Raw genomic sequence first — 14,492 nt, forward strand, 5'->3', positions numbered from 1 at the left:
AGCCAGTCACATGACTGGCTTTTGCAGTTAGTAGCGGTTACTGAATCGTCTTTCTAAACCTTTACCTCGTTACGGCAGCGCAAAGGCTACGTATTGATTCCCTTTCCTGGCACCCAGTTTGGCTCCACCGCAGGCGATGACGACGTATTGTTTACCGCCGACCTGATAGGTAGCAGGCGTAGCGAAACCAGCCGCCGGAAGCATAGTTTCCCAGAGGAGCTTACCCGTTTTTTTGTCGAAGGCCCTGAACTTCTCGTCTTTCGTGGCTGCGATAAACAGCAGGCCGCCCGCCGTTACGACCGGCCCGCCGTAGTTTTCGGTACCGGTGTTGCGGATGCCCTTAGCCGCCAGTTCTTTTTCTTCGCCGAGGGGAATCTTCCAGACGTACTCGCCCGTGTTCAGGTTGATGGCATTGAGTGTGCCCCAGGGGGGCGCAATACCCGACAGCCCCTTGCTGTCCAGAAATTTGTTATAGCCCGAAATTTTGAAGGGAACGTAAGGCGTCTTGCTGGCGGCCGAGGCTGCGGCCGTCACTTCCTGCTTCTCGTCACCGAACAGAAACGCGACCAGCGCCCGTTTATCATCGGCGGATAACTGGGTGAAGCCGGGCATCATACCTTTGCCATGACTGATCAAATCCGTAACGTAATCGCGTTCGCGCCGTTGGCTGATGTTGACCAACGATGGGTAGCCGCTGGCCGTGTTCCCTTTACGGTCGGTGCCGTGGCAGCCGGAGCAATTGGTCGTGTAGAGCCGGTTGCCAGCGCTGAGATGCGCCAGGGCGTCCTGACGGGGTGTTTCCTGCATGGCAATCAGCCAGGCCGCTTCATTCGCGTTGACGTAAAGAATTCCCTCGGGATCGGTGGCGGCACCACCCCATTCGCCCCCGCCGTCGAGACCCGGAAACACAAACGTTCCCTGTCGGCTCAGTGGCTGGAATATGCCACCGCGGCTGCGCCGAAACCGCGCCAGCAGCGAGTCACGGTCTTCCGAATAGGGGTTCAAATCCCGTTCGCTGAACGTCTGCCGGGCAAAGGGCGCTGGGCGTAGGGGCAGGGGCTGCGTAGGCCAGGCTTCTTCGCCGGGAATATCGGATTTGGGGACGGGGGTTTCCCTGATGGGAAACAGAGGTTTGCCGGTTACGCGGTCGAACACGAATACGTGCCCCGACTTGGTGATCTGGGCCACGGCGTCAATCTTTTTGCCGTTCTGAGTTACGGTCAGCAGGTTTGGTGGAGCCGGAAAATCGCGGTCCCAGATGTCGTGGTGAACGGCCTGGAAGTGCCACAGCCGCTTGCCGGTCCGGGCGTCGAGCGCCAGCAGGCAGTTGGCAAACAGGTTCTGGCCTTTGCGGTTGCCGCCGTAAAAGTCGAAAGCCGCCGAGCCAGTTGGTACGTACACAATCCCGCGCGGCCGGTCGACGGACATCCCCGACCAGTTGTTGGCTCCGCCCACGTCCGTATTCTTATACGTCTGCTTTGGCCAGGTATCGTAGCCATACTCGCCGGGCTGCGGAATGGTATGGAACGTCCAGGCCAGCTTGCCGGTCCGAACGTTGAACGCCTGAATGTAGCCCGGCGCTGCGTCGGCCCCTTCGGACAGACGCATGGGCATGATCAGCAGGTCTTCGAATAGGGTGCCGGGGGTATTCGAAATCACGAACTTGTCTTTGGCCTGTTCGCCCAGGCCCGTGTGCAGGTCGGCGCGGCCATTCTCGCCGAAACTCACAATCGGCTTCCCAGTCCGGGCGTCCAGTGCGTAGAGCATTGAGCCGACCGTATAAAGAATCCGCTTGTCCGGTTCGCCGGTTGCCTCCTTCGATTGCCAGTACGTTACACCCCGGCTGGTACTGTGCCAGACCTTGAGTGGATCACCAAATCGCCAGATTTCTTTGCCGGTTGCCGCATCGAGTGCAAACGCCTGCACGGTGGGCGTAACGCCATACAGTACCCCGTCTACAATAATCGGATTCGTCTGAATCTGGCCGCTGTCAGGTGCGGCATAAGTCCAGGCGACTTTAAGCTTGCCGACATTTTCCGGCGTAATCTGCGTCAGGGCGGAGTAGTGGCTCCGGTCGGGGCCGCCGAGGTATTCACCCCAGTTGGTATAATCATTCGGTTTAGTGTCGGTCGGATTCTGGTGGAATTGCGACCAGCCAAGCGCCAGAGCGGTCAGCGTTGCAAGCGGAAGAAGCAGGCGTTTCATACCTGCTAAAGCAGCGAAGAGCGGAAATTTACCGGATATCCTCAAACCACCGTTTGAGTTTGTCGGGCGGATAACCTACGCCCCAGAGAAAGCCGATGACCAGGAAAATACCGTTGGCTTTCCAGAATCCCCATTTAGCCACGCGCCGATCTGAGGATTCAACCACGCGGTTTACCTGACGCACACGGCCAAAGCGAATAAGTTTGAGCAGCAGGTCGGCTTCCTCCATGATCGGCATGGTATCGGTGTACCCGCCAACGGACATAAACTGCTCCCGTCGGCAGAAAATAACCTGATCGCCAAACAGCAGCCGGGCACCCCTGAACAGAAACAGATGGGGCCGGAAGAGGAGGGGGGCGTAATAGGTTTTGAGGTAATTATGCAGGGAGGTGACCCAGCGCGTACTGCTGGGGCCGCGCATAAGGGAAATAAACCCGCCCGCCGATGTTCTGGCGTCTGCCAGAGTCCGCTGCATAACGGCCAGGGCATCGTCGGGCAGGGCGGTGTCGGCATGTAAAAAACAAAGAATATCGCCGGACGCTTTGGCAGCTCCGGCGTTCATCTGGCAGGCCCGGCCCGCCTGGCGGCAGCGGACTACGCGCAGCGACCGGAAACACGGCCGTATGGCGTCAATTAGCTGAACCGTGCGGTCGGTACTGCCGCCGTCGGCGACGATAATTTCAATCGGCTCGGGGCAGAGTCGCTGGAGTAGTCGTAGTGCGCGGGGTAAAGTCCGTTCTTCGTTGAGAGTAGGAATGATGATGGAGACGCTGAGCATAGACCTCATAAACCAATCTGACGCAAGACGGTTTACGGAATCCTGTCCGAGGAAGAGTGTCCACTGATTACCGGTGGTCACAAGGTTCTTTTTTCAGAGCACTACGATTTTTCGTAAGCCAAAGGCGATCGGAAATGAGCTTCGGGAAGTGTTTTCTGAGGTACTTGTCTAAATTGCTGAAAAATCAGTTACAGAATCAGTTTATAGCCTATTCCTCGCACATTAACGATCTGGATGGAGGAATCATCGCGGAGGTGGCGACGGAGTTTGGTGATAAACACATCCAGGCTCCGGCCATTGAAAAAACTGTTGTCGCCCCAGAGTTCCAGTAAAACGGCGTTTCGTTCCAGCACCTGATTCCGCTGCTCGTATAAGTGACGCAGCAATTCGGCTTCGCGATGCGACAGGAGAATCGCCCGTCCATCGAGCGAGAGCTTTTGTTTGGATGCGTCGAACTGATAGCGGCCAATCCGGACCCATTCGGCTTCTGAAACGCCCGACTGGGGAGCAGCCCTACGGCGGAGGAGCGCGTTGATTCGGACGATCAGTTCATCGAGGCTAAAGGGCTTTTTCAGGTAATCGTTGCCGCCCAGTTCAAAGCCGCGTACCACATCGGTTGTTTGCGAACGGGCCGTCAGAAACATAATCGGTACGTCAGGATTAGTCTGGCGAATTTGCTGGGTGAGCGAAAAGCCATCCAGATGGGGCATCATGACATCGGCAACGACAATATCGGGTTGCTCCTGCTGAAACAGAGCCAGTCCAGCCTCACCGTCGGCGGCATACAGCACGGTAAACCCCCGCACCGTCAGGCTATCCCTGACAATCAGTCCCAACGCAGAATCATCTTCGATTAACAAGACGGTTGCCATAGGGTCAGGAAGCAAAATGGAGCGGATTGCGGGTGATGCGGAAGCGTTTAATACCGGCCTGTCCGGCACTCCCTGCCAGGGGGACGAGTACCGTAAATTCACTACCCTGACCGGGTTCGCTGGTCACCTCAACGAGACCGCCGTGCCGCTCGACCACCTGCCGCACATACGACAGCCCCAGGCCAAAGCCTTTGACGGGATGCAGATTACCGGTCGGCACGCGGAAAAAGCGGTCGAAGATGGCACCCTGATACGCTTTAGGAATCCCAATGCCGTTGTCTTTGACCGATAACCACCAGATAGGCCCCTCTTGCCGGCCCGCAATCCGGATGCTGACCGACTCACCCGAATACTTGATCGCGTTGTCAATGAGGTTGTTGAGGGCGTTCGCGAAGTGCACCCGATCAACCGTCACGAGGGTATCGGCGGGCATATCGACCTGGAACGTAATGGATTTAGGCGCTTTCAACTGGTGGTTCGCAATCAGCTCGCTGACCATCGCCCGCGGATTTATGGGTTCGGGCCGCAGAGCGAGTTCACGCTTTTCTTCGACGGCCAGGTTCAGCACTTTCTCGACCAGGTCCGACAGGCGCTGCAGGTTGTTCTGCGAAATGGCCAGATAGGTCTGGGTTTTCGCAGGGTCGTCCAGAGCGCCGAAATGCTGCAACGCTTCCACGGCGGCTGTTACGGTAGCAATGGGCGTTTTCAGTTCATGCGTCATGTTGTTGATGAAGTCGTTCTTCACCTCCGACAGTTTTTTCTGACGCAGAATCGTACTCAGCATAAACAGGAAACTACCCGTTGTCAATAGTAATATAAACACCGAACCGCCTAAAAGCCAGCCCATTCGGCGCAGCAAATAGAACGTTGGCGTTTCAAAGGTCACCTGCGCGAACAAATTCCTAACCGGATTGACCGGCATGACGATCTTGTTCAAAACGTTCGGCGTGCCACGCTGTTCCGGGCGCGTATCCACCTGATGCACCCGTGTCGCACTGGACGTCTTTTGAGGCACGCTTACGGTATCGAGTGTAAAAGCGGGGTTTATATCCCGCTGAATAAGCTCAGCCCGGTACGCATCCGACAGCCTGGCCAAATTGATACGGGTTCCTTCGGTCCAGTCGAGCAGTAACAGCGTCGAAATTCGATGAGCAAGCGTATCCGGTGATTCAAATACGGGTACTTCCGTTCCGGGTGGTAGTGGCTGCTCAACTTTAACAAGGGTTACCGTATGCAAATCAGGCGGATGCGTGCCCCTGGCGCTTAATGGCGGCCTGGAGGGTCTCCTGATGACTCGAACCTGCTGCTGACTGGCGCGGTCGATGAACGGGTGAATACGCATTCGCATCGGCTCCTTATTACCCTGTCTGGCGAATAAGCGGTTAGCCTCGGCTACCTGGTGTTGCTGCAATACCGAGAACAGCGCATCCCGCATCATCTGATTGTACTGCTGGCTTTTAAGGTGATACGTTGTCCAGAGCCAGTAACCCTGAAAGGCGTTGATCCCGATGATGCAAAGCGTCATCAGCCAGAATATCGAGCGAATACGTCGGTTCATACACAAAGCTACATCGTCCGGGCGGGCTTCGGATAGGCGTTAACACTGTTTAACACTCGATAACAGTGCGTTACAAAACTCCGCCTGACCTTTGACGCATCAAACCAGCAATTTTTATGAAAACATTCAACACCTGTCTGTCTGTAGTTGTCAGCTTCTTCATTGCCGTTCTGGCCACGCATCCAATTATCGCTCAAACGGCCCCAACGGCGTGGTCCGGTCAGATTACCTACGAGGGCATCCACAAAATTGACCCGACGAAGCTGAAATTTCTCGATGCTAATGGCGAGTTGATGAAACCCGGCGATCCGAACTGGCCAAAAGACATCCCCGATAACCGAATGTCGGAGCAGAAGGTCCTCATTAACGGTACGTATGCAAAAGTAACCCGCGACGATGAGGTGATGCGGCAGGTTACGGGACCGGGTGGGCAAAGCCGGGTGATGGGGCGTCCGTTTACCGAGCGGACGTTTATTGACCTGAGGGACCTCAAAAAAGTAACGATACTCACGGTGGGCAAAGACGCCGACGCGAAAACGTATCAGGCCGAAGCGCCCATTCAGCGGGTAAGTGGGTGGCAGTTAACCGACCAGACCCGAAAAATAGCCGGCTATACGTGCCAGAAAGCCACAGTGCCCTACAAAAACGAATCCTACACGGTCTGGATAACCACCGAGTTGCCCTTCACCTATTCGCCCATTCAGGAACTCACCCCCGACACGGGCACGGTCCTGCTGATTGAAGGAAGCAAAGAGCAATTCAGGGCCATAAAAGTGGCTAAAACCAAGCCCGATGCGTCGGTGGCTAAACCGAGTGTGCAGGCACAATCGGTTACGATGGACCAATTAGCCGAGATCCGGCAGAAAGCCATCGCCGAGTTTATCGAAAAAAACGGTCGCCCGGGCTTTGGGGGCTGAGCCGGTGTATAGCCGCATCCCGTTACCCTCATCCCTCCGCTACCCCATGAAACTGATTCTCTTATTTTTCTGCCTTTTTCTGACCACCTCTTTATTTGCCCAGCGTACCGGGGCGAAAGCGGAGATCGGGGGGATGGTCGTCGATTCAGCCAGCGGCAAACCCCTGCCGCTGGCGTCTGTTTCGCTGATGAATGTCCGCGATTCAAGCTACATCATGGGGACGGTTACCGATGGCGATGGGCTGTTCCAGCTCCGTAGCGTAGCACCCGGAAACTATCGGCTGCTCGTTACGTTCCTGGGCTACCGGAACCGCTCCGGGTTAATAACCGTAGCGTCGGACGTACCCGCGATTAACGTGGGGATTCTACGGATGGTTGAGCAGAGTAATCAGCTTCAGGAAGTCGTTGTTCGGCAGGAAAGCCCACCCATTCGGGTAAAACAGGATACGCTGGAGTTCAACGCGGGGTCGTTTAAGACGCAGCCGAATGCCGCCGTGGAGGAGTTGCTCCGCAAACTGCCCGGTATGGAAGTGAGCCGCGACGGTACGATCAAAGCGCAGGGACAAACGGTAAACCGGGTGCTGGTGGATGGAAAGCCGTTCTTTGGCAATGACCCGAAGATGGCCACCCGCAATCTGCCCGCCGACATTGTTGATAAGGTGCAGCTGTACGATCAATCGTCGGACCAGTCGCAGTTTTCGGGTATTGACGATGGCAACCGGGAGCGAACCATCAACATAACCCTCAAAGGGGATAAACGGAAAGGCTATTTTGGTCAGAATTCGCTGGGAGTGGGCACGGCCCGCGACGGGGAGGCCAATCGGTACCAGGGAAAACTGAATCTGAATCGTTTCAACAACCGTGGCGACGGTGATGCGGCACACGGGCCGGGAACCCAGATCTCGCTAATTGGCCAGGCCAACAACCTCAACCAGCAAAATTTTACGCTGGGCGCCGGACCAGCACAAGGGCCCGTTTTTGTGGGAGGCCCGGAGGGTGGCGTGCCAACTGGTAGTCAGACACCCACCAATGTGATCGAAGTGCGGGCGGGTGGTCTCAATTACCGCGACAAATGGGGCAGGCGGGCTGAAATCGCAGCCAGTTACTTTCTGAATCAGGCCATCACCACGACCGACCAGCAAAGCCGACGCACGAGTATTTTACCCGGACGTTCGCTGACGATTGACCAGCAGAATTATTCGCAGCATCGGCAGTTGACGCATCGGTTCAACGTCCGGCTCGACTGGGTACTAGATTCGCTCACCAGTCTTCGACTAACCCCCAGTCTGTCGTGGCTAACTACGAATTTTACCAGCCAGCTATCCAGCCGCTCTACGTTATCCGGTCTGGACGGACCCGGTCTGGATGGACCCGGTCTGAAAGGGCAAGCCAATCCATTGGTGAACACCGGCGAAACGGCCTACGGATCGACCGGTAATGGATTAATTGGTTACAATAACCTGTTGTTCATGCGCAAATTCCGACGCGAAGGCCGTACCCTCTCGTTCAACCTGAACACCATATTGGGTGATGGGGAAACGCAGGCATTTAACGGGTCAGTCAATACATTCTATGATTCTACCGGCACCAATCCCGTTTCGAACCGGCTGAATCAGCGAAACCAGCAAACCAGCTCCAACCAGCAAAACACGCTGACGGTGTCGTACACCGAACCCATCTCGTTCACGCAAAAACTGGAGCTGCGGTATGCCTATTCCACCAGCATCAATCAGGCCGACCGAGAGGTGGCCGACCGAACGGAAGCGACGGGGCTTTACGATCGGGTTAATGTTCCGCTCTCCAACCAGTTCCATAATCTATTCGCCTTTCACCGGGCGGGCGCTACGTTCCAGACCCAGCGACTCCGGGCCCGATTGGCCCTTGGGCTGGACCTTCAGCAGTCGCTACTACAACTCGATAATCGTTCAGCGGATACCAGTCAGCGACGACAGTACGTCAATCTGTTGCCGAATGCCTTGTTCAGCTATACCTTTTCCGGCAATCGGAACCTGCGTCTGCAATACCGAACCCGCCTGATGACGCCTTCCATAACCCAGCTACAGCCCGTAATCGACAACACCAATCCACTCAACGTCCGGGTTGGGAATCCGCAGCTCGCGCCCGAGTTCTACAATACCCTGATGCTTATCTACAATGCCTCTAAAGACCAGGGCTCCCGCAGCTTTTCAGCCTTTGCCAGCCTGAATCAGAGCAATAACCGAATGGCTACGGCAACGACCATCAGCCCGTCGGGCGTGCAGACAACGCAGCCTATCAACGCAGGTGGCTATTGGTCGGCCAACGGGTCGATGGCCATCGGGCGAACGCTGCAACCATCGAACCTGGGGCTTACCTTCACCACCAACGTAAGTCTGAGTCGGGCCGTTAGTTTCATCAACGATCAGCGGAACCAGGCAAAAAATGCCAGCTTGGGGCAGGGCATTCGACTGCAATCGAATTTCAGCAATAGCCTGGAATATGGCCTCAGCGCTAACCTGATGTACCAGACGGCTGCGTATTCCTTACCGCTTCGGCCATCCGATCCGAACCAGAAAACCGCCTTCTGGTCGCAATACGCTACCGCCGATTTATTCTGGAAGCTGCCCTGTCGGTTTGTACTCACCAGCGATTTAACCTACACCGCCACAACCGGTCGGGCAGCGGGCTATAACCAGCAGTTTGCGCTCTGGAACGTAGCCCTGGCGCGGCAGTTTTTCAAAGGCGATCAGGGGGAGTTGCGCGTACAGGTTTTCGACCTGCTGAACCAGAACCGTAGTCTGGTCCGTAACGCAACCGATACGTATGTCGAGGACGTACAGAGCCGCATACTCCGTCGGTATCTGCTCGTAAGCTTTGTGTATAATCTCCGCAAATTTGGGATATAGATGAAGGGCCGATGCGACGTGACGACGGTTTTGTTTGGCGAACAAGCCTGTAGCCATTTCCAGATAGTATTCCGGCCTTTTCACCGCCGGAGTGGCTGTTTACTTAAATTTGCTGGCATCGAGCCGGAAAAAGCGAACAGCATTGTTGAACAGAATATCCCGCTTTTGGTCGAACGACAAATAGTCGGCGTTTTCAATTACACTCAGCGAAGTTTCAAACAGCTTGGGCCAGATCATGAAATCGGTACCGTACAGAATCCGTTTACCGAATCCGGCCTGGACCAGTCGTTTGAGATAAGCATGGATTTCGGCCTGGGGATAACTCCAGATAAAGCCCGCCAGATCGACATAGACATATGCATTAGCGCCCATCAGGGCAATCATCTCATCGATCATCGGATAACCCGCGTGCATGACCCATATCTTCAGCTTGGGGTGACGGGCTAAGACATCTTCCAGTAAGAAAGGCCGTCCCAGCGAGGCTCTGTACTTCGCCTGACTGATGTTCGCCATGCCATTCCCGCCCGTACCCATATGAATACCTACCGGAATATTCAGCTTTTCGGCGACGGCAAAATACGCATCCAGCGACGGGTCACTCGGCGATAGACCGCTATACTGCGGAGCCACTTCACCCATTACCTGGTAGAAGCCCGAAGACAGTGAATCACTAAAGGCTTTGACGCTCATATCGTTCGGGGAACTAACGCCAATGCCGGCAATGACCCGATCGGGCGCTTCTTTTTTCCATTGGCGCAGGATCTGCGGATCGCCATAGGCGATAATGGTCATGTTCAGCCGACGCATGGTTTCCAGCACGGCGGTCTGCATCTCCTTATCGGACTTGGCGGGTTGTAAGGGATCAACACATTCGGTGTTGAGAAAAGCCCGCATCTGTTGATTGGGATCGCCACCGGGCATATCCCTCAGGAACCAGGGGCACATCTCAATGGCAAAGCCGGGGTTAACCCGCATGGCGTGCACATGCACATCAATGATGGGTAGCGGTCGTCGCAGAGGAACCGTTTGGGCCAGCGAAAAGCCCGATAGAAGCAAACTAACCAGTAATGGGATAAGTGACTTCATAGGTATAAAGAAATTAAAGATATCTGGCAGCTATCCAGCGCTTAAAAGTACATTATGTATTTGTGACGTAATGAACGTTTGAGCAAATTTCTTTACACGCCATACTCATCAGGCTGACCAACTGATTAAACTAACCAGGTATTTGCTTTAAGCGGAAATCAGGTGGCGATTATACCCCGCCCGGACCAGGGCCTCGTAAGCCGCCCAGACCTCATCCGGAATTGGCTGCGGAATTTGAAACCCTTTGTCGGGATAGTCTTTGATCCGTTGCAGATCGCCGACCATGATACTGATGACGTCGTCGGGGCTCAGGCCGGGATGGGAATATTTATTCAGATACTCTTCAAAGGAATCCTGGGGCGACGTAACGATCACTTGCTTTTCGGGCCACACCTGGCGGAACGTAGCGAAACTCCGGCGTTCCATGTAAGGCTTTTGCACTACGATGAACGTCTCCAGTTCCGGCTGGCGTTCGGCCAGAAGCTGGCGGGTAAACAAAACGTTTTCACCGGTATTGCTCGACTGATTCTCAATCAGGATACACTCGGCCGGAACGCCCATTTCCAGGGCTATACGGGCAAACAGCTCGGCTTCGGGTTCGCTCCACATGGACCGGGTAATGACGCCCAAACCACCGGAGAAGATCAACAGGGGAGCCCAACCCTCCAGAAACAGTTCGGCTCCTCGCTGAGCCACCCGCACATCGTGGCTGCAGAGGACCAGGATCGCATCTGCTGGTCGGAGCGTATGATTGAGGTGATGATAATTCCAGAGCGTTAATGCTAAGTCGTAGATAGGCTTGTTCATAGGCACTTAAGTCACATTGTCATTAAAAGCGCAAAACTACGAAGGGGCGCCAGTTAAAACAGAGACTTTAACCGGGTTAACTCTTGAATACGTTCTGCGCTTACGTATCAATCAATACCAGCCGGTCGGGCTGAATCAGGTGGGAAATTTTGCCTCAGCAGCAGCCGGGCACTGGTTAGAAAAAATAAACCAGCACTTTTTATGGAACACGGGAGTTTATACTTAGATGCCATACCACCCACTGTTTGCAATTCAATCTAAACGAATGCTGTTCGTTGGGGTAGGTGTGGTTGCATGTTCACCCGTCTTTACGGACGAACGCAGCATTTTTTACGTTAGCATTAAATAAATTTCTCTTACCCAACATGCAAAAAGACACTTTACGCACGACCAGCAGCGTGCTGACACTTCTGGCCGGCCTTTCAATCGCCCTGGGCGCCTGTGGTCAGAATACGGCGAACAACACCAACGTAGCCGTTCAGGCCAGCAACAGCAGTACCCTGCCTCCGGTTGAAACCAAAGACCCTAACTCTCCCAACTATACCCCCGCTTTTGCGGGCCAGACCCGAATTGGGGGCGTAAAAACCACCACTCTATACGAGGGCAAGGTGCTGACGGAAGCACTTGAAAGTCCATGGGGTATTACCAGCCTACCCGACGGGCGGCTGCTCGTTACCGAGAAACAGGGGACGATGCGTATCGTTACCCCTGCCGGTCAGGTAAGCGAGCCGATCACGGGCCTTCCGAAAGTGAATTCGGCGGGACAGGGCGGCCTGCTGGGCGTACGGGTTGATCCGGAATTTACAACCAACCGAATGATCTATTGGGTATTTTCCGAACCGCGTCCCGATGGTAATCTGACGGCGGTGGCCAAAGGCAAACTGGCGGCCAATGAGAAAACGATTGAGAACGCATCCGTTATTTACCGGGCTACTCCGGCTTACAAGGGTACGCTGCACTATGGGGGGCGGATTCTGATCGCTAACGACGGCAATCTGATTATCAGCACCGGCGAACGTTCCGACCTGGTCACCCGGCCACAGGCTCAGTCGGTTAATTCAGGACTGGGGAAAGTGATCCGGATTACCAAAGAAGGCAAGCCTGCCCCCGGCAACCCACTGGCGGGACAGGCCGGAGCCCGGCCCGAGCTGTATTCCTATGGCCATCGGAACGTACAGGGACTGGCTTTCCACCCTGTTACGGGCGATGTGTGGGAGGGCGAATTTGGCCCCAGAGGTGGTGATGAAATCAACCGAATCCAGCCCGGCAAAAACTATGGCTGGCCCACCATTACGTACGGAATCGAATACAGTGGCGAAAAAGTGGGGGCCGGTATCCAGCAAAAAGAAGGGCTTGAGCAACCGGTCTACTACTGGGACCCGTCTGTGTCGCCCAGCGGCATGACCTTCTACAGCAGTGATGCCATTCCTGAATGGAAAAATAATCTGTTCGTTGGAGCGCTGAGCGGCATGCACATTGCCCGGCTGGTGATTGAGAATAATAAAGTAGTAGGCGAAGAACGGTTACTGGCTGATGAGCTTCAGCGGTTTCGGGACGTAACGCAGGGTAACGACGGGGCTTTGTACGCCATCACGGATCAGGGGCGGCTGTACCGAATCTTTAAAAAGTAATATCGACGCCTTGCATCACCCGGCCGTCGGTAAATCCTGTGCGGTCGGGTGGTTCAATACGCCACCAGGCTACTGATGGGTTGGGCCCGAGGTGAGCCTTGATTCACGGATCAGCTGACTAACTCTTCTGGCGCTTACTTGAATCAGACCTGGGGTAACCAATCCCCGATCTAAGTCCTGCTCTAACACCCTGCCTGTGTTTCGATTCATTCCGAATGTTCTGCTGAAACAACTCTATACCCGCAACAGTCTGCGGAACACTGCCGACGGCTTTTACTTTTCGCTCAAAAATCGCCTGTCCGATGCCCGGTTTACGGGACTGCAGCGCGCCCGGATTGATGGGCACGACTATCCGGCGGCTGCTTTTACGCTTGAAGTAGATGGGGGCGAGGTTGTATCCGTTCGCGACATTTCGGCGCAGAGTCCGCTGGCGTTTCCGTTACGTCGGTCCGTGCGGGTGCGGGCTCAGGCTCAGCCGCTGGCTCCCGGCAGGCATACGATTGAGATTACCCTCTATACCCAGCCCTTTGGAACCATAACGCTGACGGTGGAGGATGAACTGCAACCCGATGAGCCGCCCCAGTCGTCGCCAAACAGCATTCCGCGCGACAGCGTTAACGATTACTCCACCGATGCCGTAGCGAAGCGCCGTCAGTTTTTAGCCGGGTTTTCGCAAACGAATCCGCATCACCTAAGCCAGTATTCGTTCGATCCGGCCACCGTTCGCGGGAATTGCGAAAACTTCGTGGGCGTCGCGCAGGTGCCCATTGGACTAGCGGGTCCGTTACGTGTCAACGGCGAACACGCCCAGGGCGAGTTTCTGATTCCGATGGCCACCACCGAGGGTACGCTCGTTGCGAGCTATAACCGGGGAATGAAACTTATTAACCTGAGCGGAGGGGTGCTCTGCACCGTTCAGGACGACGCCATGCAGCGCGCACCGGTCTTTCAGTTTGCCGATGCCCGACAGGCCCGCAATTTTGTCGGCTGGGTAGAAACGCATCAGCGCGAACTGGCTGCTGAGGCCGAGATAACTTCGCGCTTCGCCCGGCTCCGCTACGTCGATACGTACCTGAACGGCAGGCTGGCGTTCCTGCGCTTTGGCTACGCGACGGGCGATGCCGCCGGTCAGAATATGGTGAGCAAAGCCACGCTGGCGGCCTGCAATTACATCCTGCAGGAATACCCCGGCATTGAACACTTCTTTCTGGAATCGAATCTGGCCACCGACAAGAAGCCTTCGCAGGTGAACGTGCTGCGAACGCGCGGCAAACGCGTGACGGCCGAGGTGCGCATTCCCCGCGAACTGCTCATCCGTGAATTACAGGTCGAGCCCGAGCAACTGGCGCGTCACGCTCGTATCGGCGACGTAGGTGCCCGGCTGGCCGGAACGAATAACAATGGGCTGCACTCGGTCAATGGACTGGCCGCGCTGTTCATTGCGACGGGGCAGGATGTAGCCTGTCTGTCCGAATCGTCGGCGGCTATCACGTATCAGGAAATCACGTCCGAGGGCGATCTGTACGGGTCTGTTACGCTACCCTCGCTTATTGTCGGGACGGTGGGCGGGGGAACGGGACTGCCTACCCAGCGCGAATGTCTGGAACTGATGGGCTGCGCCGGAGCCGGACAGGTCAACAAGCTGGCCGAGATTATGGCCGGCGTTGTGGCGGCTGGTGAGTTATCACTGGCAGCCGCTATCTCTTCGCTCGACTGGGTATCGAGTCACGACGCCACGCGCTCTTAACGCCCCG

Annotated in this window: 10 protein-coding genes; 4 read left to right on the top strand and 6 right to left on the bottom strand. The window is 55.6% G+C overall.

The annotated features are described in order from the left end of the window. Nucleotides 1–69: 69 nt before the first annotated feature. The 4 genes from HNV11_RS07535 to HNV11_RS07550 form a co-directional block, all read right to left on the bottom strand. On the bottom strand, nucleotides 70–2,205 hold the full coding sequence (locus HNV11_RS07535; protein WP_171739090.1) for an outer membrane protein assembly factor BamB family protein: 2,136 nt from the start codon (nucleotides 2,203–2,205) through the stop codon (nucleotides 70–72). 28 nt (nucleotides 2,206–2,233) lie between these two features. Next, complete coding sequence (locus tag HNV11_RS07540) at nucleotides 2,234–2,992, bottom strand: TIGR04283 family arsenosugar biosynthesis glycosyltransferase (RefSeq protein ID WP_240163826.1); 759 nt, start codon at nucleotides 2,990–2,992, stop codon at nucleotides 2,234–2,236. 179 nt (nucleotides 2,993–3,171) lie between these two features. Further along, entirely contained in the window at nucleotides 3,172–3,855 is a 684-nt protein-coding gene (locus tag HNV11_RS07545; RefSeq protein ID WP_171739091.1) for a response regulator transcription factor, read from the bottom strand. A gap of 4 nt (nucleotides 3,856–3,859) precedes the next feature. Further along, nucleotides 3,860–5,413 (bottom strand): sensor histidine kinase, encoded by a 1,554-nt coding sequence (locus HNV11_RS07550; RefSeq protein WP_171739092.1) that lies wholly within the window; start codon nucleotides 5,411–5,413, stop codon nucleotides 3,860–3,862. Nucleotides 5,414–5,529: 116 nt separating this feature from the next. Here HNV11_RS07550 and HNV11_RS07555 point away from each other — a divergent pair, with 116 nt between their 5' ends. Both HNV11_RS07555 and HNV11_RS07560 read left to right on the top strand, forming a co-directional pair. Then, on the top strand, nucleotides 5,530–6,330 hold the full coding sequence (locus tag HNV11_RS07555) for a GLPGLI family protein (protein WP_171739093.1): 801 nt from the start codon (nucleotides 5,530–5,532) through the stop codon (nucleotides 6,328–6,330). A gap of 46 nt (nucleotides 6,331–6,376) precedes the next feature. Next, entirely contained in the window at nucleotides 6,377–9,214 is a 2,838-nt protein-coding gene (locus HNV11_RS07560; protein ID WP_171739094.1) for a TonB-dependent receptor, read from the top strand. A gap of 99 nt (nucleotides 9,215–9,313) precedes the next feature. Here HNV11_RS07560 and HNV11_RS07565 read toward each other — a convergent pair whose 3' ends face one another. Continuing rightward, complete coding sequence (locus HNV11_RS07565) at nucleotides 9,314–10,300, bottom strand: amidohydrolase family protein (RefSeq protein WP_171739095.1); 987 nt, start codon at nucleotides 10,298–10,300, stop codon at nucleotides 9,314–9,316. Between the two features lie 147 nt (nucleotides 10,301–10,447). After that, nucleotides 10,448–11,107 (bottom strand): YdcF family protein, encoded by a 660-nt coding sequence (locus tag HNV11_RS07570; protein ID WP_171739096.1) that lies wholly within the window; start codon nucleotides 11,105–11,107, stop codon nucleotides 10,448–10,450. A 365-nt stretch (nucleotides 11,108–11,472) separates the two neighbouring features. On the opposite strand from HNV11_RS07570, the gene HNV11_RS07575 reads away from it, so the two are divergent. Continuing rightward, nucleotides 11,473–12,738: a PQQ-dependent sugar dehydrogenase gene (locus tag HNV11_RS07575; RefSeq protein ID WP_171739097.1), complete on the top strand. Its 1,266-nt coding sequence runs from the start codon at nucleotides 11,473–11,475 to the stop codon at nucleotides 12,736–12,738. A 196-nt stretch (nucleotides 12,739–12,934) separates the two neighbouring features. Continuing rightward, complete coding sequence (locus HNV11_RS07580; RefSeq protein ID WP_171739098.1) at nucleotides 12,935–14,485, top strand: hydroxymethylglutaryl-CoA reductase; 1,551 nt, start codon at nucleotides 12,935–12,937, stop codon at nucleotides 14,483–14,485. Nucleotides 14,486–14,492: the final 7 nt, after the last annotated feature.

Origin of the sequence: Spirosoma taeanense (assembly GCF_013127955.1) — a bacterium.
Classification (GTDB): Bacteria; Bacteroidota; Bacteroidia; order Cytophagales; family Spirosomataceae; genus Spirosoma; species Spirosoma taeanense.

Bases quoted from the DNA above. Each gene is read 5' to 3' on its own strand.
- HNV11_RS07535 (WP_171739090.1), bottom strand. From the start codon at position 2,205: ATGAAACGCCTGCTTCTTCCGCTTGCAACGCTGACCGCTCTGGCGCTT.
- HNV11_RS07540 (WP_240163826.1), bottom strand. From the start codon at position 2,992: ATGAGGTCTATGCTCAGCGTCTCCATCATCATTCCTACTCTCAACGAA.
- HNV11_RS07545 (WP_171739091.1), bottom strand. From the start codon at position 3,855: ATGGCAACCGTCTTGTTAATCGAAGATGATTCTGCGTTGGGACTGATT.
- HNV11_RS07550 (WP_171739092.1), bottom strand. From the start codon at position 5,413: ATGAACCGACGTATTCGCTCGATATTCTGGCTGATGACGCTTTGCATC.
- HNV11_RS07555 (WP_171739093.1), top strand. From the start codon at position 5,530: ATGAAAACATTCAACACCTGTCTGTCTGTAGTTGTCAGCTTCTTCATT.
- HNV11_RS07560 (WP_171739094.1), top strand. From the start codon at position 6,377: ATGAAACTGATTCTCTTATTTTTCTGCCTTTTTCTGACCACCTCTTTA.
- HNV11_RS07565 (WP_171739095.1), bottom strand. From the start codon at position 10,300: ATGAAGTCACTTATCCCATTACTGGTTAGTTTGCTTCTATCGGGCTTT.
- HNV11_RS07570 (WP_171739096.1), bottom strand. From the start codon at position 11,107: ATGAACAAGCCTATCTACGACTTAGCATTAACGCTCTGGAATTATCAT.
- HNV11_RS07575 (WP_171739097.1), top strand. From the start codon at position 11,473: ATGCAAAAAGACACTTTACGCACGACCAGCAGCGTGCTGACACTTCTG.